This window comes from Streptomyces sp. NPDC036815, from assembly GCF_055609205.1.
The window spans coordinates 104,293-124,933 of record NZ_JBVJPW010000009.1 but is presented as its reverse complement, the minus strand read 5'-3'; the positions used below and the strand labels follow the sequence as shown (position 1 = coordinate 124,933).

Genomic DNA, 20,641 nt, shown 5'->3' with positions numbered 1-20,641 from the left:
ATCCGGGCCGAGGAGGACCTGCTCTCGGTGCGGCACGCCGTGCGTGAAGCGACCTTGAGGGCGGGTTTCGGACTGGTGGACCAGACCCGCATCGTCACGGCCGCCAGCGAACTGGCCCGCAACGCCTACGTACACGGCGGCGGGGGCTCGCTCAGCCTGGAGATCATCGGGCAGGGCGAGAACCGGGGACTGCGGCTCACGGTCAGCGACCAGGGGCCGGGCATCGCCGATCTCGACCAGGCGTTCACCGACGGCTACACCACCGGCGCCGGTCTGGGGCACGGCCTGGGCGGCGCGCGCCGCCTCATGGACGAGTTCACGGTGCAGACCACCCCCGGCCGGGGCACGACCATCACCGCCGTGCGCTGGAACGGACGACGGTGAACGCCTGGGCGGCGGCGCGCACCCTGCACATCGCCATAGACCACCCGAGCGCTGTGCAGAGTGCGGCCGACCAGGCCCGGTCGGTGGCGCGTGGCATGCCCGGGGCGCTGCCCGACCAGGCGGCCGTCCTCGCCAGCGAGTTGGCAAGCAACATCCTCAAGCACGCCAGGAACGGCGCCGTGTTCGTCCAGAAGTCGCCCCTCGGCGGCAGTCTGGACGTCATGGCCGTCGACAGCGGCCCCGGCATGCCCGACATCGACCTGAGCCTGAGGGACGGGTACAGCACCACCAAGACGATGGGCGCGGGCCTGGGCGCCGCGCGCCGGATCGCCACCGACTTCGTCATCCGCTCGGACGCGGGGCTCGGCACGCTCGCCCACGCCCGCGTCGCCGAACCGGACGCGCCGCGCACCCCGGCCGCCCTCGGGGCGCTCTGCCTGCCCGCCGACGGGGAGGACGCGAGCGGCGACGGGTACGCCGTCGCCGAGCACGACGGCGTCCGCACCGCCCTCGTGATCGACGGTCTCGGCCACGGCCCCGAGGCGGCGACGGCCGCCCAGCGCGCCGAACGCACCTTCCTCGCGAACCCCGTCGCCCCGCTGGCGGACCTCCTCACCGCACTGCACAAGGCGCTGCGCCACACGCGCGGCGCCGCCGTGGCCGCCCTGCGCGTCACCGGCGACCGTGCCGAGTTCTGCGGGATCGGCAACGTCCGCGCCGCCGCCGTCACCCCGCACGGCATCCACCACCAACTGGTCGGCCAGGCCGGCATCGTCGGCTACCACCTGCCCACGCCCAAGAGCCAGTTCGTGGACCTGACCGCGCACACCACCCTGATCCTGTACACCGACGGGATCGACCACCGGTGGACCTACAGCCCGTCCGCCGCGCGCCTCACGCTGCCCCCGATGCTCCTGTCGGCCTCCCTGGCCCACACGCACCGGCGCCGTCGTGACGACGCCACCGTCCTGGCCCTCGGCCCGCACCCGGGAATGAGATGACCCGCGAAACCTTCCGTACGCTCAAGGCCCTGCGGCACACCGTACGAAGCATCGCCCTGGGGCACCGCCTGCCCGCCGACGAACGGGCGCGCCTCGTCCTGTCGCTCAGCGAGGTCGCGGCCGCGGCCCTCGGCGGCGGCCGCCCCGTCACCCTGCTCAGCGGCCGGGAGACGCGGGAGGACGGTGCTCCCCTGCTGACCCTCGCCCTGCGCCTGCCGCACCAGTGCACCGGCGCGCAGGTGGCGACGGACCGCCTGCCGCTGCGCGCGCGGACCCAGCCCGACGGCACGTTCGTGTGGAACCTGCCGCTGCCGCCCGGCGGCCAGCAGGCGACCCGCCCGGCGCTCGCCCCCGGCCAGGCGGCGCAGCACGGCGAAACCGACGTCGCCCTCCTTGAGGAGGAGCTCCGGGCGGCGCTGGCCCGCGCCGACACCCTGGCGGACGAACACCAGCGCCTGAAGCACGAACTCGCCGAGACCAACAGCGGCGTCCTGGCCCTCTACGTGCAGCTCGAAGAGCGCGACGAGCAGCTGCGCACCGCGCACGGCCGCACCCTGCGCGCCCTGGAGGACGCGCTGCGCCCCAGGCCACTGCACGTCGACGGGCTCGAACTTGCCGTGCACTACGCCCCGGCCAGCGACGACGCACCCACCGGCGGCGACCTGTACGACTGGTTCACGCTGCCGGACGGAACGGTCCACATCACCGTCGTCGACGCGATCGGGCACGGGATCACCAGCACCCGTACCGCGCTGACCGTCACCCACGCGGTGCGCACCCTCGCGCTCGAGGGCCACCCGCTGGAGAGCATCGTGGCCCGGACCGACACCATCCTGGCGCCCTTCGACCAGAACGTCATGGCCACCCTGCTGCTGGCCCGCCTCGACCCGGCGAGCGGCACGCTCTCGCTGGCCAACGGCAGCCACCCGCCGGCCCTACTCGCCCACGGGGACGGCAGCACGACCTACCTGGAGGTGCGCGGGCGCGGCATCGGCTTCCCGCTGCCCGGCAGCGACCGCGTCCTGACCACGACCATGGAGGACGACGACGTGCTGCTCCTCTACACCGACGGCCTCACCGAGAGCCGCCGGGACCCCATCGAGGGGGAGGCCCAGCTCAAGGAGGCCCTGTGCCGCCACCGCACGCGACCGACGGAGCAGATCCCCGGCCTGCTGGCCGAGGACCTGCTCCGCGACGTGCTTCACCTGGACGACACCCTGGCCATCGCGATGCGGTGTACGGGGGTCAGTCGGTCACCTCGATCCGGCCGTTGACGGCGGCCGGGGCCGGGGCCGGAGTCGGGGCGGCCTGCTTGCTGCCGGTGAGGTTCTTCAGGAGCTCCGCGAGGTCGACTCCCGTGGTGGAGTTGAGGAGTTCGACCCCCTGGGCGACGTTGTCGGCGACCGTACGGGAGAGCTGACTCGCCCCGTCCGTCGAGATCACCGTCATCTTGTCCACCGCGCTGAGCGGCTCGGACGCCTTGGCGACCACGCTCGGCAGGACCTCGACGAGCATCTGCAGGACGGCGGCGTCCCCGTACCGCGTGAAGGCGTCCGCCTTCTTGTGCATCGCCTCCGCCTCGGCGGTGCCCTTCGCGCCGATCGCGGCGGCCTCCGCCTCGCCCTCCAGGCGTACGGCGTCGGCGAGCGCGGCACGGTGTGCCTTCTCGCCCTCACCGGTGAGGCGGGCGCGCTCCGCGTCGGCCTCCGCCTGCTTGACCAGGCCGATCCTGCGGGCCTCCGCCTCCTGCTCGGCCTGGTAGCGGGCGGCGTCGGCCGGCTTGCGGACCTTGGTGTCCAACTCCCGGTCGGTCAGCGCGGCCTGGCGCTGGGCGACCTTCTCCTGCTCGGACAGGACGTCCTGCCGCCTGGCCGCCTCGGCGAGGGGTCCCGCGGCGCCCGCGCGCGCCGCGGCCTCGTCCGTCTCGGCCTTGATCTCGGCCTGCTTGAGCGCGAACGTCCGCTGGGCGATCGCGATCTCCTCCTCGGCCTTCAGCCGCGCCTGCTCGGCGGCACGGCGCGCCACCGCCTCCGCGATGTCCGCCTCCTGCTTGGCGCGGGCGGCCTCGGGGCGCCCGAGGTCCTCCAGGTAGGAGCCCTCGGTGGTGATGTCCTGGATCTGGAAGGCGTCGAGGACCAGGCCCTGCCCGGACAGGCTGGCCTCGGCCTCCTCGGCGACCTGACCGGCGAACGCGGCACGGTCGCGGATGATGTCCTCGACCGACATGCGCCCCACGATGGAGCGCAGCGCGCCGGAGAGCACCTCCTGGGTGAAGCCGACGATGCCGTCCTGCTGCACGAGGAACCGCTGGGCCGCGGCCCGTATCGAGTCCTCGGTGCCGCCGACCTTGACGATGGCGACGCCTTCGAGGTTCGCCTTGACGCCGCGCAGCGTGACCGCGCCGCGCACGGCGATGGGGATGTGCCGCGAGGACAGGTCGAGGGTGAACTTCTGCTGCACGAACGGCACGACGAAGACGCCGCCGCCGACCACGACCTTCTGGCCGCTGTTGTCGGTCATGACCCGGCCGGTGTCCGGGTCGGTGGACTTCTTGCCGCGCCGCCCGGTCACGATGAAGGCCTCGCTGGGCCCGGCGACCTTGTAGCGCGTGATGACGACGAGCGCCAAGAGGACGAGGAGTACGACGACTCCGACGACGGCGGTCAGGACTGGACTCATGGTGCATTCCCCCCTGCCACCCGGGGACGGCAGATCGGTTACGTGAAGTGGTGCGGCCGACGCGTGGGCGGCGACCGGTGCGAGCGGGCCCGGCGCGCGGTCAGCGCTCCACGGGCCGCACCGCCACCGAGGTCGGCGACAGCGTCGCGTCGACCCAGATCTCGGTGCCCCGCGCCACGGCGAACGGGCTGCGGGCCGCGAACTTCACCGGCTGGCCCGCGAGGCGCAGCAGCACCTCGCCGTAGCCGTCGGCCGGGATCGCGGTGACCACGGACCCCGCCGTGCCGACGAGGTCGTCGCCGCGCGGGGTGCGGGCGGTCTGGTCCCGCATCAGGGCCCGGGTGAACTTCCACGTCACCCAGCCCGCTGCGGTTCCGGCGCAGGCGCCCGCGACGGTGGCGGGGCCCGCGCCGAAGCCGGTCGTACCGAGGACGAGCGCTCCGCCGAAGCCGAGCATCGAGACGAACCCGGCGACGACGGGCAGCGAAAGCAGCCCGTCGAAGAGCCCGTCCGGCGCGCCCGCCCCTCCGAAGAGGCCTTCGAGCACGCCGTCCAGGGCGAGCGAGAGCGCAAGCAGCACGATCCCGGCGATGCCGAGACCGAGAAACACCGTCATCGGATCACTTCCCCCGTCCGTGCCGTCCACCTCGGTACGGAGGGATGGTGACATGGCGGAGGAGACTGGATCATTGCCGGATTCCGGCAATCTTTACGCGTCTTTGATGCCGGTCGGCCGTGGGCTCTGCGGCGGCCGCGGGGGAGGGGAGGGGCCGGGCCGATTAGGCTGCCCCGCACTATGACCAGCTACGCCGTGCCCGCCGACTGGCCCACCGACGAGCCGACGGCGCGCGCCGTCCAGGACGAGCTGCGCGCTCGCGTCGTCCTCGACGAGAAGGGCCCGCCGCCCGGCGCAGGACACGTGACGGGGGTGGACGTCGCCTACGACGACGAGCGGGACGTCGTCGCCGCGGCCGTCGTCGTCCTCGACGCCGCGACGCTCGACGTGGTCGAGGAGTCGACGGCGGTGGGCACGGTGGCGTTTCCGTACGTGCCGGGACTGCTGGCCTTCCGCGAGATCCCGACGGTCCTCGCCGCGCTCGCCGGCCTGCGGGCCGACCCCGGCCTGGTCGTCTGCGACGGATACGGCGTCGCCCACCCGCGCCGCTTCGGCCTCGCGAGCCACCTCGGCGTGCTGACGGGCCTTGCGACGATCGGCGTCGCCAAGAATCCGTTCACCTTCACCTACGAGGACCCCGCCGCCGCGCGCGGGAGCGCGGCGCCGCTGCTGGACGGCGCCGAGGAGGTCGGCCGTGCGCTGCGTACGCGCGAGGGCGTGAAGCCGGTCTTCGTCTCGGCGGGCCACCGGGTGAGCCTGGCCAACGCCTGCGCGCACACCCTGCGCCTCACGCCCCGCTTCCGGCTCCCGGAATCCACCCGCCGCGCGGACGCCCTGTGCCGTTCCGTGCTGCGCGAGGCCTGCGCACGGCACCGGGTTGAAGGATCAAATGAGGGGCGAGTTAGCATATGAGCGCCGCCTAGCTCGAAAGATACTCCTGTGACTGTCAATGACGACTCGTTCACCAATTGGAAGCACCGTGAGGAGATCGCGGAGTCGATGATCCCGATCATCGGGAAGCTGCACCGCGAGCGGGACGTCACGGTCCTGCTGCACAGCCGCTCCCTGGTGAACAAGTCGGTGGTCAGCATTCTGAAGACCCACCGATTCGCCCGGCAGATCGCCGGCGAGGAGCTCTCGGTCACCGAGACGCTGCCGTTCCTGCAGGCTCTCACCACCCTCGATCTCGGCCCCTCGCAGATCGACCTCGGCATGCTCGCCGCGACGTACCGGGCCGACGGCCGCGGTCTGTCGGTCGCGGAGTTCACCGCCGAGGCCGTCTCCGGCGCCACCGGTGAGAACAAGATCGAGTGCCGCGAGGGCCGCGACGTCGTCCTCTACGGCTTCGGCCGCATCGGCCGCCTCGTCGCCCGCCTGCTGATCGAGAAGTCCGGCTCCGGCAACGGCCTGCGGCTGCGCGCCGTCGTCGTCCGCAAGGGCGGCGAGCAGGACATCGTCAAGCGCGCCTCGCTGCTGCGCCGCGACTCCATCCACGGCCAGTTCCAGGGCACGATCACCGTCGACGAGGCGACCAGCACGATCGTCGCCAACGGCAACGAGATCAAGGTGATCTACGCCAACGACCCGTCCGAGGTCGACTACACGGCGTACGGCATCAAGGACGCCATCCTCATCGACAACACCGGCAAGTGGCGCGACCGCGAGGGCCTCTCGCAGCACCTGCGCCCCGGTGTCGACAAGGTCGTCCTCACCGCGCCGGGCAAGGGCGACGTCCCGAACATCGTGCACGGCGTCAACCACGACACGATCAAGCCCGACGAGCAGATCCTGTCCTGCGCCTCCTGCACCACCAACGCGATCGTGCCGCCGCTGAAGGCGATGGCGGACGAGTACGGCGTCGTGCGCGGCCACGTGGAGACCGTCCACTCGTTCACCAACGACCAGAACCTCCTGGACAACTTCCACAAGGCCGACCGCCGCGGCCGCTCGGCGCCGCTGAACATGGTCATCACCGAGACCGGCGCGGCCTCCGCCGTCGCCAAGGCGCTGCCCGACCTCAAGGCGCCGATCACCGGCAGCTCGATCCGCGTCCCGGTCCCGGACGTCTCGATCGCGATCCTCAGCCTGCGGCTCGGCCGCGAGACCACCCGCGAGGAAGTCCTCGAACACCTCCGCAACGTCTCGCTGACCTCGCCGCTCAAGCGCCAGATCGACTTCACCAGCGCGCCCGACGCGGTCTCGAACGACTTCATCGGCTCGCGCCACGCCTCGATCATCGACGCCGGCGCCACCAAGGTCGACGGCGACAACGCGATCCTCTACCTCTGGTACGACAACGAGTTCGGCTACTCGTGCCAGGTCATCCGGGTCGTCCAGCACGTCTCCGGAGTCGAGTACCCGACCTACCCGGTGCCGGTGCTCTGATCCACGGTCGGCGAGGGCCCCGCACGGTGACGTGCGGGGCCCTCGCCGTCATGCCCGCGCTAGCGCACGGACGCCACCCGGAACGTCAGCCCCGCGGCCTGCAGCCGCTCGATCAGCGCGTCGCCCATCGCCGTCGCCGTGGTGACCTGCCCGGCCGTCGGAGGCAGCTCGTCGAGCGCCAGGCACAGGGCCGACTCGCCCAGCATCCGCGCCGTCTCGTCGTAGCCGGGGTCGCCGCCCGCGACCTCGGTGAACACCCGCATCCCGCCGCCCTCGCCGACGAACCGCACCGAGAACCACGACGCGGCCCGGCGCTGCGGGCTCGGCCCGTCGCCTGGCTTGAGCCGCCCGGACAGCCACCGCCGCACGGGCGGCAGCTGCGCGGCCGTCAGCAGACCGCCGAGGGCCGCCGGGGCGCCCAGCGCGACCGGCAGCGACCGCACGGCCGCGTAGTGCCGGTAGCGGAAGTCCGGCCCGTACCGCTCCAGGGCGCGCGCCGAGCGCTGCACCACCTGCGGGTCGATCGTCGGCAACGGCAGCGCCCACGCGCCGACCTCGCCCGCGTACCGGGGCGCGCCCGGCGGGGCGTACGCCTTGCGTCCGACGAGGCGGGGCTCGTGCTGCTTGCGCTCCCGTGCGGCGGCCAGCATCTGGGGCCCCCGCCCGAACTGGTTGAGCGCGGAGGCGAAGGTGCCGCCCGAGAACCGCGCGCCGACCCGGACGAAGCCGTCGACGCGCAGCGGCACTCCTTCGGGCAGCTGCTGCACGGTGAAGTAGGCGCCCAGGTCGTGCGGGACCGAGTCGAAGCCGCAGGAGTGCACGAGCCGCGCGCCCGTCTCCCGCGCGCGGGCGTCGTGCCGCACGTACATGAGGTCGACGAACTCGGGCTCACCCGTCAGGTCCACGTAGTCCGTGCCCGCTTCGGCGCACGCGGCCACCAGTTCCTGCCCGTACGTCAGGTACGGGCCGACGGTCGAGGCGACCACGCGCGCGTGGGCGGCCATATCCCGCAGCGAAGCGGGGTCCGCCACATCGGCGTGGACCAGCGGCAGTTCGGCGCACGCCGGGTCGATGGCGGCGAGCCGCTCCCGCAGCGCCTCCAGCTTCGTGGTGTCGCGCCCCGCGACGGCCCAGCGCACCCCTTCGGGGGCGTGGGCGGCGAGATGCTCCGCGGTCAGCATGCCCACGAACCCCGTCGCTCCGAAGAGCACGATGTCGTACGCGCGATCGCTGTTCTTGCCCTGCTGGCTCTTGCTGTTACCACCGGTCTTGGCAGTCATGGCACCTCTCCGCCGTGCGCCCCGTGCAGTTGTGGGTGGCCGAGGCTAGCGTGCGGCGAGCGCGCCGCGATCACGAGGTCACACGCCCGGCGCCGTGCGGACCGTGATGCCGTGCCGCTCCAGGAGCGCCGCGGTGACCCCGTCGCCCGCCACCAGCTCACCGCCGAACGACCCGTCGTACACCGCCCCGCGCCCGCACGAGGGACTGCGCGGCATCAGCAGCGCCTCCGCGCACCCGCCGTGCCGCGCGGCCGCCAGCGCGCGCCGCGCACCGGCCACGAACTGGGCCGTCACGTCGCGCCCGGTGTCCTCGACCACCCGGGCGGTGCCGTCCAGGACGTCGTGGCCGTCGCCTCCCACGAGCTCGGCGGGGCGGCGCGGCGTCGGCAGGCCCCCGGCGGCCTCGGGGCAGAACGAGACGACCGGGCGACCCGCCACGGCCTCGTCGAGCTCGGGCGAGGGCTTGGCACGGCCGTCGTAGCGGCACGGAACTCCTCGCAGACACGCGCTGACCAGTACGGAATCCATGGATTCAGGTTAGGTGCCGGACCGCCGCGGCCCCGGTGGCGGACCGAAATTGGCTAAGCGCTTGCTCGCCAGGGGCTTGTGCGCGGTGGAACACGTTCTTAGCATCACTGGTGTTACATCAGTTGTGTCATAGTGCTGGGGGCTCAATGGCTGTGCCGGACAAGGGCGTTCACGGACCGCTGGCCGGAGTGCGCGTGGTGGAGCTCGCGGGCATCGGCCCCGGCCCGTTCGCCGCCATGCTCCTCGCCGATCTCGGCGCCGACGTCGTGCGCGTCGACCGCCCGCGCGGCGGCGGCCTCGCGATCGACCCCGAGTACGACGTGACCAACCGCAACAAGCGCTCCGTCGTCGTCGACCTGAAGGCGGCCGACGGGGCCGCCCGCGTCCTCGACCTCATCGAACGCGCCGACGTCCTCATCGAGGGCTACCGGCCCGGCGTGGCCGAACGCCTCGGCGTCGGCCCCGAGGAGTGCCGGGCCCGCAACCCGAGGCTCGTCTACGGCCGGATGACCGGCTGGGGCCAGGAGGGGCCGCTCGCCCAGCGCGCCGGGCACGACATCGCGTACATCGCCATCACCGGCACCCTCGGCATGATCGGCAACCCCGGCGAACCGCCCGCGATCCCCGCGAACCTCGTGGGCGACTACGCGGGCGGCTCGCTCTACCTCGTCGTCGGCATCCTCGCGGCACTGCACCACGCGCGCGTGCACGGCGCCGGACAGGTCGTGGACGCCGCGATCGTGGACGGCGCGGCGCACCTCTCCGCGATGATCCACGGCATGCTCGCGGCCGGCGGCTGGCAGGACCGCCGCGGCGCCAACCTCCTCGACGGCGGCTGCCCCTTCTACGGGAACTACGAGACCGCCGACGGCGGCTACATGGCCGTCGGCTCCCTGGAGCAGCAGTTCTACGACGAGTTCATCGCGCTGCTCGGCCTCACGGAGCAGGCGCCTGCCCGCAAGGACCTGGCCCGCTGGGGCGAGTTGCGCGAGGCCGTCGCCGCCCGCTTCAAGGAACGCACCCGCGAGGAGTGGACGGCCGTCTTCGAGGACTCCGACGCGTGCGTGGCACCCGTCCTCTCCCTGCGCGAGGCCCCCGGCCACCCGCACCTCGCCGCCCGCGGCACCTTCGTCGACCACGGCGGCATCACCCAGCCCGCCCCCGCTCCCCGCTTCTCCGCCACCCCGACCCGGGTCCGCTCCGGACCCGCGCAGCCCGGCGCCGACACCGCCGAGGTGGCCCGCGACTGGGACGTACCGGCCCTCGCGGAGCCCGCCGAGCCCTCGAAGGAAGAGGAAGACCACTGATGCAGCTCTCGTCCCCGCTCGCCTACGCGGGCGACCCGCGCGAGGCCGCCGACCACGTCGCGGCCCTGGAGTCCGCGGGCCTCGACGCGGTGTGGGTCGCGGAGGCGTACGGCTTCGACTCGCCCACGGTCATGGGCTACCTGGCGGCCCGCACGGAGCGCATGACGATCGGCGCCGCCATCCTCAACGTCTACTCCCGCACGCCCGCCCTCATCGCCCAGACCGCCGCCGGGCTCGACGCGGTCTCGGGCGGGCGCGCCATCATCGGCCTCGGCGCCTCGGGCCCGCAGGTCGTCGAGGGCTGGCACGGCAGGGCGTACGACAGGCCGCTCGGCCGCACGCGCGAGGCCATCGAGCTGACCCGCCGCATCCTGCGCCGCGAGGTCATCGACCACCACGGCATCACGGACATGCCGCTGCCTCCGGAGAAGGGCGGCAGGCTCGGCAAGCCCCTGAAGATCCTCACCAGGCCGGTACGCCCCGAAGTCCCGCTCTACGTCGCCTCCCTGGGGCCCGCCAACGTGACGATGACAGCGGAGATCGCCGATGGCTGGCTGCCCACGCTCTTCATCCCGGAGAAGGCCCACCAGGTGTGGGGCGCGGCGCTCGCCGAGGGCCGGGCACGGCGCGATCCGTCGCTCGGACCGCTGCAGACCGTCGCCGGGGGACTGCTGGCCATCGGCGACGACGCGGCGGCCGTGCGCGACGCGGCCCGCCCGCAGATCGCCCTCTACGTGGGCGGCATGGGCGCCAGGGGGAAGAACTTCTACAACGACCTCGCGGTGGCCTACGGCTACGAGAAGGAAGCCGCGCGCATCCAGGAGCTCTATCTCGCCGGGAAGAAGAAGGAGGCGGAGGCCGCGGTCCCGGACGAGTTCTGCGAGCTCATGTCGCTGTGCGGGCCCGAGGGCTACGTACGCGAACGCGTCGAGGCCTTCCGGGCGGCCGGCGTCACCATGCTCAACGTCATACCCGTCGGCCCCGAGCCGGCCAGGTTGATCGAAACCGTCAAGGGCTGGCTCTAGCAGGGCTCGCTGGTTCACCGAGGGCTCCAGGAGGCCACGTACAGATGAAGCGGCAGATCTTCTCCGCCGAGCACGACGCGTTCCGCGAGAGCGTCCGCACCTTCCTCGCGAAGGAGGTGCTCCCGCACTACGAGCAGTGGGAGAAGGACGGCATCGTCTCCCGCGAGGCGTGGCTCGCGGCCGGCAAACAGGGGCTCCTCGGGCTCGCCGTCCCCGAGGAGTACGGAGGCGGCGGCACCACCGACTTCCGCTACTCCGCCGTCCTCGCCGAGGAGTTCACGCGCGCGGGCGCCGCCGGACTCGCCGTCGGCCTGCACAACGACATCATCGGCCCCTACCTGACCTCGCTCGCCACCGAGGAGCAGAAGCGCCGCTGGCTGCCCGGCTTCTGCTCCGGCGAGACGATCACCGCCATCGCGATGACCGAGCCCGGCGCGGGCTCCGACCTCCAGGCCATCAGGACCGCCGCGGAGGACCGCGGCGACCACTGGGTGCTCAACGGCTCCAAGACGTTCATCTCCAACGGCATCCTCGCCGACCTCGTCATCGTCGTCGCCAAGACGTCGCCCGAAGGCGGCGCCCACGGCCTGTCCCTCCTCGTCGTCGAGCGCGGCATGGAAGGCTTCGAGCGGGGCCGCAACCTCGACAAGATCGGCCAGAAGTCCCAGGACACGGCGGAGCTCTTCTTCAACGACGTACGCGTCCCCAAGGAGAACCTGCTCGGCGAGCTCAACGGCGCGTTCATCCACCTGATGACGAACCTCGCGCAGGAGCGCATGGGCATCGCCGTCGCCGGGATCGCCGCCGCCGAACACCTCCTGGAGATCACCACGACGTACGTCAAGGAGCGCGAGGCCTTCGGGCGGCCGCTGGCCAGGCTGCAGCACATCCGCTTCGAGATCGCGGAGATGGCCACCGAGTGCGCCGTCACCCGCACCTTCCTCGACCGGTGCATCGTCGATCACTCGAACGGGGAACTCGACGCCGTGCATGCGTCGATGGCGAAGTGGTGGGCCACCGAGCTGCAGAAGCGCGTCGCCGACCGCTGTCTGCAACTGCACGGCGGATACGGCTACATGGCGGAGTACCGCGTCGCGAAGGCCTTCACCGACGGACGCATCCAGACCATCTACGGCGGTACGACCGAGATCATGAAGGAGATCATCGGTCGCTCCCTCCTCGGCTGACCCTCACCCTCCCGGACACCCCCGAAAGGCTCACGCGTGACCACCGAAGCGTACGTATACGACGCGATCCGCACCCCGCGCGGACGCGGCAAGGCCAGTGGCGCCCTGCACGGCACGAAGCCCATCGACCTCGTCGTCGGCCTGATCCACGAGATCCAGGCCCGCTTCCCCGGCCTCGACCCGGCCGCCATCGACGACATCGTCCTCGGCGTGGTGGGGCCGGTCGGCGACCAGGGCTCCGACATCGCGCGGATCGCCGCCATCGCCGCGGGGCTGCCCGACACGGTCGCCGGTGTCCAGGAGAACCGCTTCTGCGCCTCGGGCCTCGAAGCGGTCAACCTCGCCGCGATGAAGGTCCGCTCGGGCTGGGAGGACCTGGTGCTCGCGGGCGGCGTCGAGTCGATGTCACGGGTGCCGATGGCCTCGGACGGCGGCGCCTGGTTCGCCGACCCGATGACCAACTTCGAGACCGGGTTCGCGCCGCAGGGCATCGGCGCCGACCTCATCGCCACCGTCGAGGGCTTCTCGCGGCGGGACGTCGACGAGTACGCGGCCCTGTCCCAGGAGCGCGCCGCCGCGGCCTGGAAGGACGGCCGCTTCGGCAAGTCCGTCGTGCCGGTCAAGGACCGCAACGGCCTGGTCGTCCTCGACCACGACGAGCACCTGCGCCCCGGCACCACCGCCGACTCCCTCGCCAAGCTGAAGCCGTCCTTCAAGGACATCGGCGACCTGGGCGGCTTCGACGCGGTGGCGCTGCAGAAGTACCACTGGATCGAGGAGATCGACCACGTCCACCACGCGGGCAACTCCTCCGGCATCGTGGACGGCGCCTCGCTGGTCGCCGTCGGCAGCAAGGAGGTCGGCGAGCGGTTCGGCCTCGCGCCGCGTGCGCGGATCGTGTCCGCGGCCGTGTCCGGTTCCGAGCCGCTGATCATGCTGACCGGGCCGGCACCGGCGACGCGGAAGGCTCTCGCCAAGGCAGGGCTCACCATCGACGACATCGACCTCGTGGAGATCAACGAGGCGTTCGCGGCGGTCGTGCTGCGTTTCGTCAAGGACATGGGGCTGTCCCTGGACAAGGTGAACGTCAACGGCGGCGCGATCGCGCTCGGTCACCCGCTGGGCGCGACCGGCGCGATGATCCTGGGAACGCTCGTGGACGAGCTGGAGCGGCGGGACCTCCGGTATGGGCTGGCCACGTTGTGTGTGGGGGGCGGTATGGGCATCGCCACGATCGTCGAGCGGCTGTAGGGGTCCCGCCGTAGGGGCGCAGGGTGCGTCGCCGACCGCGGGTGCGTCGTGGCTGCTCGCGCAGTTCCCCGCGCCCCTGAAGGCTTGCGGCTCCGCCGCGCCTTTCCCGCGACGCGTGCCTGAGACCGCGCACGGAGTGCGCGTCTCAGGGGCGCGGGGAACTGCGCGACCAGCCCCTACCGGCGGCCCGTCGGCCACGCAACCCTCCGCCCCTCCCAGAATCCGCCTGCCACACACTTCACGGAGACAAAGACATGACCGACCGCACGACCATCCGCTGGGAACAGGACGACACCGGTGTCGTCACCCTCGTCCTGGACGACCCCAACCAGTCCGCCAACACCATGAACCAGGCGTTCAAGGACTCCATCGCGGCGATCGCCGACCGCGCGGAGGCCGCCGTCCAGGCCGACAAGGACGCGATCCGCGGGTTCATCTACACCTCCGCCAAGAAGACCTTCTTCGCCGGCGGCGACCTCAAGGACATGATCAAGGTCGGCCCCGAGAACGCCCAGCAGGCGTTCGACACCGGCACCGAGATCAAGAGGTCGCTGCGCCGCATCGAGACCCTCGGCAAGCCCGTCGTCGCCGCCATCAACGGCGCGGCGCTCGGCGGCGGTTACGAGATCGCCCTCGCCTCGCACCACCGCGTCGCCCTGAAAGTGTCCGGGTCCAAGATCGGGCTGCCCGAGGTCACCCTCGGCCTGCTCCCGGCCGGTGGCGGCGTCACCCGCACCGTACGCCTCATGGGCATCACCGACGCGCTCCTGAAGGTGCTCCTCCAGGGCACCCAGTACAACCCCGAGCGCGCCCTGGAGAACGGCCTCGTCCACGAACTGGCCGCCACGCCCGAGGAGATGTTCGAGAAGGCCCGCGCCTTCATCGACGCCAACCCCGAGTCGCAGCAGCCCTGGGACAAGCCGGGCTACCGCATCCCGGGCGGCACCCCCGCCCACCCGAAGTTCGCGGCGAACCTCCCGGCCTTCCCCGCCAACCTCAAGAAGCAGACCGCGGGCGCCAACTACCCCGCCCCGCGCAACATCCTCGCGGCGGCCGTCGAGGGCTCCCAGGTCGACTTCGAGACCGCGCTGACCATCGAGGCCCGGTACTTCACCGAGCTGGTCACCGGCCAGGTCGCCAAGAACATGATCCAGGCGTTCTTCTTCGACCTCCAGGCCGTCAACTCCGGCGCCAACCGTCCCAAGGGCGTCGAGCCGCGGCAGGTCCGCAAGGTCGCCGTGCTGGGCGCCGGGATGATGGGCGCGGGCATCGCGTACTCGTGTGCCCGCGCGGGCATCGAGGTCATCCTGAAGGACGTCTCCGCCGAGGCGGCCGGGAAGGGCAAGGGCTACTCCGAGAAGCTCTGCGCCAAGGCCGTCCAGCGAGGACGCACGACCCAGGAGAAGGCCGACGCGCTGCTCGCCCGCATCACGCCGACCGCGGACCCGCAGGCCCTGGCGGGCTGCGACGCGGTGATCGAGGCGGTCTTCGAGGACACCTCGCTCAAGCACAAGGTGTTCCAGGAGATCCAGGACGTCGTCGAGCCGGACGCGCTGCTCTGCTCCAACACCTCGACCCTGCCGATCACCACCCTGGCCGAGGGCGTCACACGCCCGGTCGACTTCATCGGCCTGCACTTCTTCTCGCCCGTCGACAAGATGCCGCTGGTCGAGATCATCAAGGGCGAGCGGACGGGCGACGAGGCGCTGGCCCGCGCCTTCGACCTGGTGCGCCAGATCAACAAGACGCCGATCGTCGTCAACGACTCGCGCGGCTTCTTCACCTCGCGCGTCATCGGGCACTTCATCAACGAGGGCGTCGCGATGGTCGGCGAGGGCATCGAGCCCGCCTCCGTCGAGCAGGCGGCGGCCCAGGCGGGCTACCCCGCCAAGGTGCTCTCCCTCATGGACGAGCTGACGCTGACCCTGCCCCGCAAGATCCGCAACGAGACGAAGCGCGCCGTCGAGGAGGCGGGCGGCACCTGGGCCGGCCACCCCTCGGACACCGTCATCGACCGCATGGTCGACGAGTTCGAGCGCCCCGGCAGGAGCGGGGGAGCGGGCTTCTACGACTACGTGGACGGCAAGCGGGCCAAGCTCTGGCCGGGGCTGCGCGAGCATTTCACCAAGCCGGGGCACGAGATCCCGTTCAAGGACATGCAGGAGAGGATGCTCTTCTCCGAAGCGCTCGACACCGTACGCCTGCTGGAGGAGGGCGTCCTGACGTCGGTCGCCGACGCCAACATCGGCTCCATCCTCGGCATCGGGTTCCCGGGCTGGACGGGCGGCGTGCTGCAGTACATCAACGGCTACGAAGCCGGCCTGCCCGGCTTCGTGGCACGCGCGCGTGAGCTCGGCGAGCGCTACGGGGAGCGATTCGACCCGCCCGCGCTGCTGGTCGAGAAGGCGGCGAACGGCGAGAAGTTCAGCGACGGCTGACCTCGGCGGGACGCGGCGCCGGGCGCGACGGCGGCTCCCGTCAAGGTGTGCACACGGAGTGGCTCAGGTCTCCTTGAGCCACTCCCGCAGCTCCTCCTTGAGCGAGCGCTGGAACGCGGTCACCAGCGCCTGGACCACCAGCGGCTGCATGTGGGCCGAGAGCGAGCGCATCGCGGCGACGTGCTCGGCGTCCGACCCGCCCGCGCGGTGGGGCCCGCCGACCTCGTCGCGGAAGAGCCGGGACAGCTCGTGGGCGGCCGAGCGGGTGTGCTCCATCAGGACCGTGCGCGCCGCGAGGATCGTCTCGTGCGCGATGGGCACGTCGAGGAGCTGCACGCCCAGGCGCAGCAGCCCCGGATCCACGCGGTACGTCCCGGCCGCCCGGGTCCTGGCGATCACCCCCATCGCCGCCAGCCGGTCCAGGTCCGCCTCGCCGAGCGGGCGGCCCGACCGGCGCTCCAGCTCGGCGAGGGGCACGTCCTCCGCCGAGTCAGGCGCCCACGAGGCCACCACGGCGCGGTGGATGGCCAGATCGTGGGCGCTCAGGTCCGCGGGCAGCTGCTCCACGTACCGCTCGATCGCCGCGAGTGTCATGCCCTGGTGCTGCAACTCCTCGATGAGCGCGAGCCGGGACAGGTGTTCCTGGCCGTAGTGGCCGACGCGGCGCGGGCCGATCACCGGCGGCGGCAGCAACCCCTTGGTGCTGTAGAAGCGGATCGTGCGGACCGTGACGCCTGCGCGTGCGGCCAGTTCGTCGACCGTGAGCGTCGGCTCCTCGGTTTCCGTCGCCATGACGGCGCCCTCCCTCCCCGGCCGGCTCTCCGGACGTCTCCCCGTCTGCGCAGTGGTCCGGTGCCTGTCCGGGCGTGCATCAATCCGGTGCAACAGTATTGCTGGCACACCAGTGTTGTGAAACCCTCCGGGCCAGTCACCCGCTCGTCCACCGCTCCGCACGCACCCGTCCGCTCACGCACAGCCGATGGCGCCAGGAGGCGGTCATGACCACGATCCCGCGGCTTCCCGGGGACCCCGCCGACATCACGCTCCCCGCGCTGCTGCTCCGCAACGCCGAGGACCACGGAGATCTTCCCGCGCTCTCCTGGCGCGCGGGCGAGGAGTGGTCGACACTCACCTGGCGCGAGGCGCGCCGCAAGGTCGCCGTCCTCGCCGCCGGTTACGCCGCGCTCGGCGTCGAGCGCGGCGAGCACGTCCTGATGATGATGGGCAACCGCCCCGAGCACTGGCTGAGCGACCTCGCGCTGGTGCATCTGGGTGCCGTGCCCGTCACCGTGTACGGCACCGCGGCCCCCGAACAGGTCGCGCACATCGTCCGGCACAGCCGGGCCCGCTTCGCGATCGTCGAGGGTGCCCGCGAACTGCCGCGCTGGGAGCCGCTGCTGGCGGACGGCACCGCCCCGCTGGAGCGCCTCGTCGTCGTGGAGGGAGCCGAGGCGGGCACCCACCGCACGTACGGCTCCCTGCACGCCACCGGCAGCCGCCGCCACGACCCCGCCGCCTTCGAGAAGTCCTGGCGCGAGATCCGCCCGGCCGACCCGCTCACCGTCGTCTACACCTCGGGCACCACGGGCGACCCCAAGGGCGTCCGCCTCTCCCACCGCAACGTGCTCATCGGCGGCATCGCCCTGGACGGCGTCGTCGAGTTCCCCGCACACGCCGGGCACATCTGCTACCTGCCCTTCGCGCACATAGCGGAGCGCCTGCTCGGCATCTACCTGCCGGTGCTGCGCGCCGCCCACGTCCACCTGTGCGCGGACCCCGCCCAGGTGGCCGCCACCGCGCGCGAGCTGCATCCCGTCCAGCTCTTCGGCGTTCCGCGCGTGTGGGAGAAGCTCGCCGCCTCCGTACGGGCGGCGCTCGCCGGGCTGCCCGAGGAGCGCCGCCGCGCGATCGAGGCCGCCAGCGACACGGCGCGCGAGCACGTCGCCTGCCGGGAGCGGGGAGAAGAGCCCTCCGCCGCGCTGCGGACCGCGTACGAGCGGGCCAAGCGGGACGTCCTCGATCCACTGCTCGCCCTCGCCGGATTCGACCGGCTCGTGTGGACGGCGAGCGCCTCCGCGCCGATGCCGCTCGACGTGTCCAGGTTCTGGGCCGGCTTCGGACTGGTGATCATGGACGCGTGGGGGCTCACCGAGACCTCCGGCGTGGTCACGACGAACAGCCCGGACGGGTTCCGGCTCGGGTCGGTGGGGCGGCCCCTGGAAGGCCTCGACGTCCGCGTCGCCGCCGACGGCGAGATCCTGGTGCGGGGCGCGACGGTCTTCGACGGCTATCTGCGGGCCGACGGCGGTGTCGACGGCGCCTGCGACGCGGACGGCTGGTTCGCCACCGGCGACATCGGGCGGCTCGACGCGGACGGCTACCTCTGGCTCACCGACCGCAAGAAGGAAATGATCGTGACGTCGACGGGGAAGAACGTCTCGCCCGCCCTCGTCGAGAACGCGCTCAAGGAGCACCCGCTGATCGGCCAGGCCCTCGTCCACGGGGACGGCCGCTCCTATCTCGTCGCCCTCCTCGTCCTGGACCGGGAGATGGCGCCCGCCTGGGCCGCCGCGCGCGGGACAGAGGGAGATCCGGCCACCGGTGAAGCCGTGCGGGAAGAGGTGGCGCGGGCCGTGGCGGCCGCCAACGCGCGCCTGAACCGCACCGAGCAGATCAAGCGCTACCGCCTGCTCACGGAGGAATGGAGCCCGGAGACCGGCGAGCTCACTCCGTCCCTGAAACTCCGCCGCCGGGTGATCCGCGACAAGTACTGGCAGGTCATCGAGGCTTTGTATACCCCTTGATCACTATGTGAGAAGTTCCGCTATGTGACGTGCGCCACCGCGTGGGGCGCGGTGGGTGGGGGAAGGTGTCCCGTCGGTCCGCGCGCGTCAGGGGTGCGCGGGCCGGAGCACATCCGGACCCCGGAGCTCTTCCGGGCACCAGAGAGTAGATCCACCACGTGAGCAAGGAAGCCGTAGATTCGGCCACCCTGGAGGCGCCCCGCACGGACGCTCCCCAGGCCCCCGCGGACGCGGGCGACGCCGGATACAGCAAGGACCTCAAGGCCCGTCACGTCAACATGATCGCGATCGGTGGCGCGATCGGCACCGGCCTCTTCCTGGGGGCGGGCGGCCGCCTCCACTCGGCGGGCCCCGCGCTCGCCCTCGCGTACCTCGTGTGCGGCATCTTCGCGTTCTTCGTGGTCAGGGCGCTCGGCGAGATGGTCCTCTACCGGCCGTCCTCCGGTTCGTTCGTGTCGTACGCGCGCGAGTTCCTCGGCGAGAAGGGCGCGTTCTTCGCCGGTTGGATGTACTTCCTCAATTGGTCGACCACCTGCATCGCCGACATCACGGCGATCGCGCTCTACACGCACTACTGGAGCTTCTTCACCGACATACCCCAGTGGGTGCTCGCGCTGATCGCCCTCGCGGTCGTGCTCTCGGTGAACCTCGTCTCGGTGAAGTACTTCGGCGAGATGGAGTTCTGGTTCTCGATCATCAAGGTGGCCGCGCTGAGCGCCTTCATGATCATCGGCATCTGGCTCCTCGCCAGCCAGCACAAGGTGGGCGGCGAGACGCCGGGCCTCAACATGATCACCGACCACGGCGGCCTCATGCCGAACGGCGTGATGCCGGTCGTGATCGTGATGCAGGGCGTCGTCTTCGCGTACGCCTCGCTCGAACTGGTCGGCGTCGCGGCGGGCGAGACCGCCGAGCCGCAGAAGGTCGTCCCGCGCGCGGTGAACTCGATCATGTGGCGCGTCGGCGTCTTCTACGTCGGCTCCGTGATCCTGCTCGCGCTGCTGCTCCCGGGCGCGGTGTACTCGGCCGACCAGAGCCCGTTCGTGACGGTCCTGTCCAAGATCGGCGTCCCGGCCGCCGGTGACGTGATGAACTTCGTGGTCCTCACCGCGGCCATGTCCTCGCTGAACTCCGGCCTGTACTCCACCGGCCGCATCCTGCGCTCGATGGCGATGTCGGGCTCCGCCCCGCGGTTCACGGCCAAGATGAACCGGAACCAGGTGCCCTACGGCGGCATCCTGCTCACCGCGTCGCTCGGCGTCGTCGGCGTCGGCCTCAACAAGATCGTCCCGGGCAAGGCCTTCGAGATCGTCCTGAACGTGGCCTCGCTCGGCATCATCGGCACCTGGATCACGATCATGGTCTGCCACCTCGCCTTCGTGCGGAGCGCCAAGCGCGGCGAGATCACCCGGCCGAAGTTCCAGCTCCCCTTCAGCGGCGTCACCGAGTACGTGACGATCGCCTTCCTGCTCGCCGTCCTCTGCCTGATGTGGAAGGACGCCGAGGTCGGCCGCAAGACGCTGTTCCTGATCCCGGTCGTGGGCCTCGCGCTGGTCGCGGGCTGGTTCGGCGTACGGCGCCGGGTGAGCCGAGAGGCGCAGAGCCTCTCGGCGCCGAAGGACCGATAGCGGGATCGCGGTGACGGTCCGCGGCGGCTTCGGGGGCCGAGTGTCCCGCGCCGCGGCCGGTCACCGTCCGCTCCGCGGCAACTGCGGAGCAGGTGTGCGTTGTTGCGCACGGATGAGCGGGTAGAGCA

The 20,641-nt window shown here is 71.9% G+C and carries 17 protein-coding genes; 12 read left to right on the top strand and 5 right to left on the bottom strand.

Features of this window, described 5'->3' with window-relative positions:
* From ACZ69I_RS20035 to ACZ69I_RS20025, 3 genes are read left to right on the top strand one after another with little or no spacing between them, the layout of a single operon-like run.
* Complete coding sequence (locus ACZ69I_RS20035) at positions 1-384, top strand: anti-sigma regulatory factor (RefSeq protein WP_467673884.1); 384 nt, start codon at positions 1-3, stop codon at positions 382-384.
* Entirely contained in the window at positions 381-1,385 is a 1,005-nt protein-coding gene (locus ACZ69I_RS20030) for a SpoIIE family protein phosphatase (RefSeq protein ID WP_470833610.1), read from the top strand. The genes ACZ69I_RS20035 and ACZ69I_RS20030 overlap by 4 nt, the downstream gene beginning before the upstream one ends.
* The gene (locus tag ACZ69I_RS20025) at positions 1,382-2,659 is read left to right on the top strand and encodes a PP2C family protein-serine/threonine phosphatase (protein WP_470833608.1); all 1,278 of its coding nucleotides are present in this window, start codon (positions 1,382-1,384) and stop codon (positions 2,657-2,659) included. Before ACZ69I_RS20030 ends, ACZ69I_RS20025 begins: the two co-directional genes overlap by 4 nt.
* Here ACZ69I_RS20025 and ACZ69I_RS20020 read toward each other — a convergent pair.
* Together ACZ69I_RS20020 and ACZ69I_RS20015 are read right to left on the bottom strand one after the other, a co-directional pair.
* Entirely contained in the window at positions 2,631-4,064 is a 1,434-nt protein-coding gene (locus tag ACZ69I_RS20020) for a flotillin family protein (RefSeq protein ID WP_470833606.1), read from the bottom strand. The two genes, ACZ69I_RS20025 and ACZ69I_RS20020, sit on opposite strands and share 29 nt — an antisense overlap.
* 100 nt (positions 4,065-4,164) lie before the next feature.
* Complete coding sequence (locus tag ACZ69I_RS20015; protein ID WP_467673882.1) at positions 4,165-4,680, bottom strand: hypothetical protein; 516 nt, start codon at positions 4,678-4,680, stop codon at positions 4,165-4,167.
* A gap of 180 nt (positions 4,681-4,860) precedes the next feature.
* Here ACZ69I_RS20015 and ACZ69I_RS20010 point away from each other — a divergent pair, with 180 nt between their 5' ends.
* Together ACZ69I_RS20010 and ACZ69I_RS20005 are read left to right on the top strand one after the other, a co-directional pair.
* Complete coding sequence (locus ACZ69I_RS20010) at positions 4,861-5,592, top strand: endonuclease V (RefSeq protein ID WP_470833605.1); 732 nt, start codon at positions 4,861-4,863, stop codon at positions 5,590-5,592.
* Positions 5,593-5,619: 27 nt separating this feature from the next.
* On the top strand, positions 5,620-7,065 hold the full coding sequence (locus ACZ69I_RS20005) for a glyceraldehyde-3-phosphate dehydrogenase (RefSeq protein WP_470833604.1): 1,446 nt from the start codon (positions 5,620-5,622) through the stop codon (positions 7,063-7,065).
* A gap of 59 nt (positions 7,066-7,124) precedes the next feature.
* Here the strand turns inward: ACZ69I_RS20005 and ACZ69I_RS20000 are convergent, their stop codons facing one another.
* Together ACZ69I_RS20000 and ACZ69I_RS19995 are read right to left on the bottom strand one after the other, a co-directional pair.
* Entirely contained in the window at positions 7,125-8,345 is a 1,221-nt protein-coding gene (locus tag ACZ69I_RS20000; RefSeq protein ID WP_470833602.1) for a saccharopine dehydrogenase family protein, read from the bottom strand.
* Positions 8,346-8,423: 78 nt separating this feature from the next.
* Positions 8,424-8,873 carry a 2-thiouracil desulfurase family protein gene (locus ACZ69I_RS19995; protein ID WP_470833600.1) on the bottom strand — a complete coding sequence of 150 codons (450 nt, stop codon included), beginning with the start codon at positions 8,871-8,873 and terminating at the stop codon, positions 8,424-8,426.
* Between the two features lie 146 nt (positions 8,874-9,019).
* Between ACZ69I_RS19995 and ACZ69I_RS19990 the strand changes: the two genes are divergently transcribed.
* From ACZ69I_RS19990 to ACZ69I_RS19970, 5 genes are all read left to right on the top strand, one after another.
* Positions 9,020-10,180, top strand: a complete 1,161-nt coding sequence (locus tag ACZ69I_RS19990; RefSeq protein WP_470833598.1) for a CaiB/BaiF CoA transferase family protein — start codon at positions 9,020-9,022, stop codon at positions 10,178-10,180.
* Positions 10,180-11,205, top strand: a complete 1,026-nt coding sequence (locus ACZ69I_RS19985) for an LLM class F420-dependent oxidoreductase (protein ID WP_470833597.1) — start codon at positions 10,180-10,182, stop codon at positions 11,203-11,205. Before ACZ69I_RS19990 ends, ACZ69I_RS19985 begins: the two co-directional genes overlap by 1 nt.
* A 44-nt stretch (positions 11,206-11,249) precedes the next feature.
* Complete coding sequence (locus tag ACZ69I_RS19980) at positions 11,250-12,392, top strand: acyl-CoA dehydrogenase family protein (protein ID WP_467673244.1); 1,143 nt, start codon at positions 11,250-11,252, stop codon at positions 12,390-12,392.
* A 36-nt stretch (positions 12,393-12,428) separates the two neighbouring features.
* Entirely contained in the window at positions 12,429-13,643 is a 1,215-nt protein-coding gene (locus tag ACZ69I_RS19975) for an acetyl-CoA C-acetyltransferase (protein WP_467673242.1), read from the top strand.
* Between the two features lie 254 nt (positions 13,644-13,897).
* Positions 13,898-16,081 carry a 3-hydroxyacyl-CoA dehydrogenase NAD-binding domain-containing protein gene (locus ACZ69I_RS19970; protein WP_470833595.1) on the top strand — a complete coding sequence of 728 codons (2,184 nt, stop codon included), beginning with the start codon at positions 13,898-13,900 and terminating at the stop codon, positions 16,079-16,081.
* 63 nt (positions 16,082-16,144) lie between these two features.
* Here the strand turns inward: ACZ69I_RS19970 and ACZ69I_RS19965 are convergent, their stop codons facing one another.
* Positions 16,145-16,873, bottom strand: coding sequence for a MerR family transcriptional regulator (locus ACZ69I_RS19965; protein ID WP_467673238.1), 729 nt, complete (start codon positions 16,871-16,873; stop codon positions 16,145-16,147).
* A 206-nt stretch (positions 16,874-17,079) separates the two neighbouring features.
* Here ACZ69I_RS19965 and ACZ69I_RS19960 point away from each other — a divergent pair, with 206 nt between their 5' ends.
* Positions 17,080-18,885 (top strand): AMP-dependent synthetase/ligase, encoded by a 1,806-nt coding sequence (locus ACZ69I_RS19960; RefSeq protein WP_470833593.1) that lies wholly within the window; start codon positions 17,080-17,082, stop codon positions 18,883-18,885.
* Between the two features lie 158 nt (positions 18,886-19,043).
* Positions 19,044-20,513, top strand: a complete 1,470-nt coding sequence (locus ACZ69I_RS19955) for an amino acid permease (protein ID WP_467673234.1) — start codon at positions 19,044-19,046, stop codon at positions 20,511-20,513.
* Positions 20,514-20,641: the final 128 nt, after the last annotated feature.

Coding starts and splice junctions, on each gene's coding strand:
- ACZ69I_RS20025 (WP_470833608.1), top strand. CDS start 1,382: ATGACCCGCGAAACCTTCCGTACGCTCAAGGCCCTGCGGCACACCGTA.
- ACZ69I_RS20020 (WP_470833606.1), bottom strand. CDS start 4,064: ATGAGTCCAGTCCTGACCGCCGTCGTCGGAGTCGTCGTACTCCTCGTC.
- ACZ69I_RS20015 (WP_467673882.1), bottom strand. CDS start 4,680: ATGACGGTGTTTCTCGGTCTCGGCATCGCCGGGATCGTGCTGCTTGCG.
- ACZ69I_RS20010 (WP_470833605.1), top strand. CDS start 4,861: ATGACCAGCTACGCCGTGCCCGCCGACTGGCCCACCGACGAGCCGACG.
- ACZ69I_RS20000 (WP_470833602.1), bottom strand. CDS start 8,345: ATGACTGCCAAGACCGGTGGTAACAGCAAGAGCCAGCAGGGCAAGAAC.
- ACZ69I_RS19995 (WP_470833600.1), bottom strand. CDS start 8,873: ATGGATTCCGTACTGGTCAGCGCGTGTCTGCGAGGAGTTCCGTGCCGC.
- ACZ69I_RS19990 (WP_470833598.1), top strand. CDS start 9,020: ATGGCTGTGCCGGACAAGGGCGTTCACGGACCGCTGGCCGGAGTGCGC.
- ACZ69I_RS19985 (WP_470833597.1), top strand. CDS start 10,180: ATGCAGCTCTCGTCCCCGCTCGCCTACGCGGGCGACCCGCGCGAGGCC.
- ACZ69I_RS19980 (WP_467673244.1), top strand. CDS start 11,250: ATGAAGCGGCAGATCTTCTCCGCCGAGCACGACGCGTTCCGCGAGAGC.
- ACZ69I_RS19970 (WP_470833595.1), top strand. CDS start 13,898: ATGACCGACCGCACGACCATCCGCTGGGAACAGGACGACACCGGTGTC.
- ACZ69I_RS19965 (WP_467673238.1), bottom strand. CDS start 16,873: ATGGCGACGGAAACCGAGGAGCCGACGCTCACGGTCGACGAACTGGCC.
- ACZ69I_RS19960 (WP_470833593.1), top strand. CDS start 17,080: ATGACCACGATCCCGCGGCTTCCCGGGGACCCCGCCGACATCACGCTC.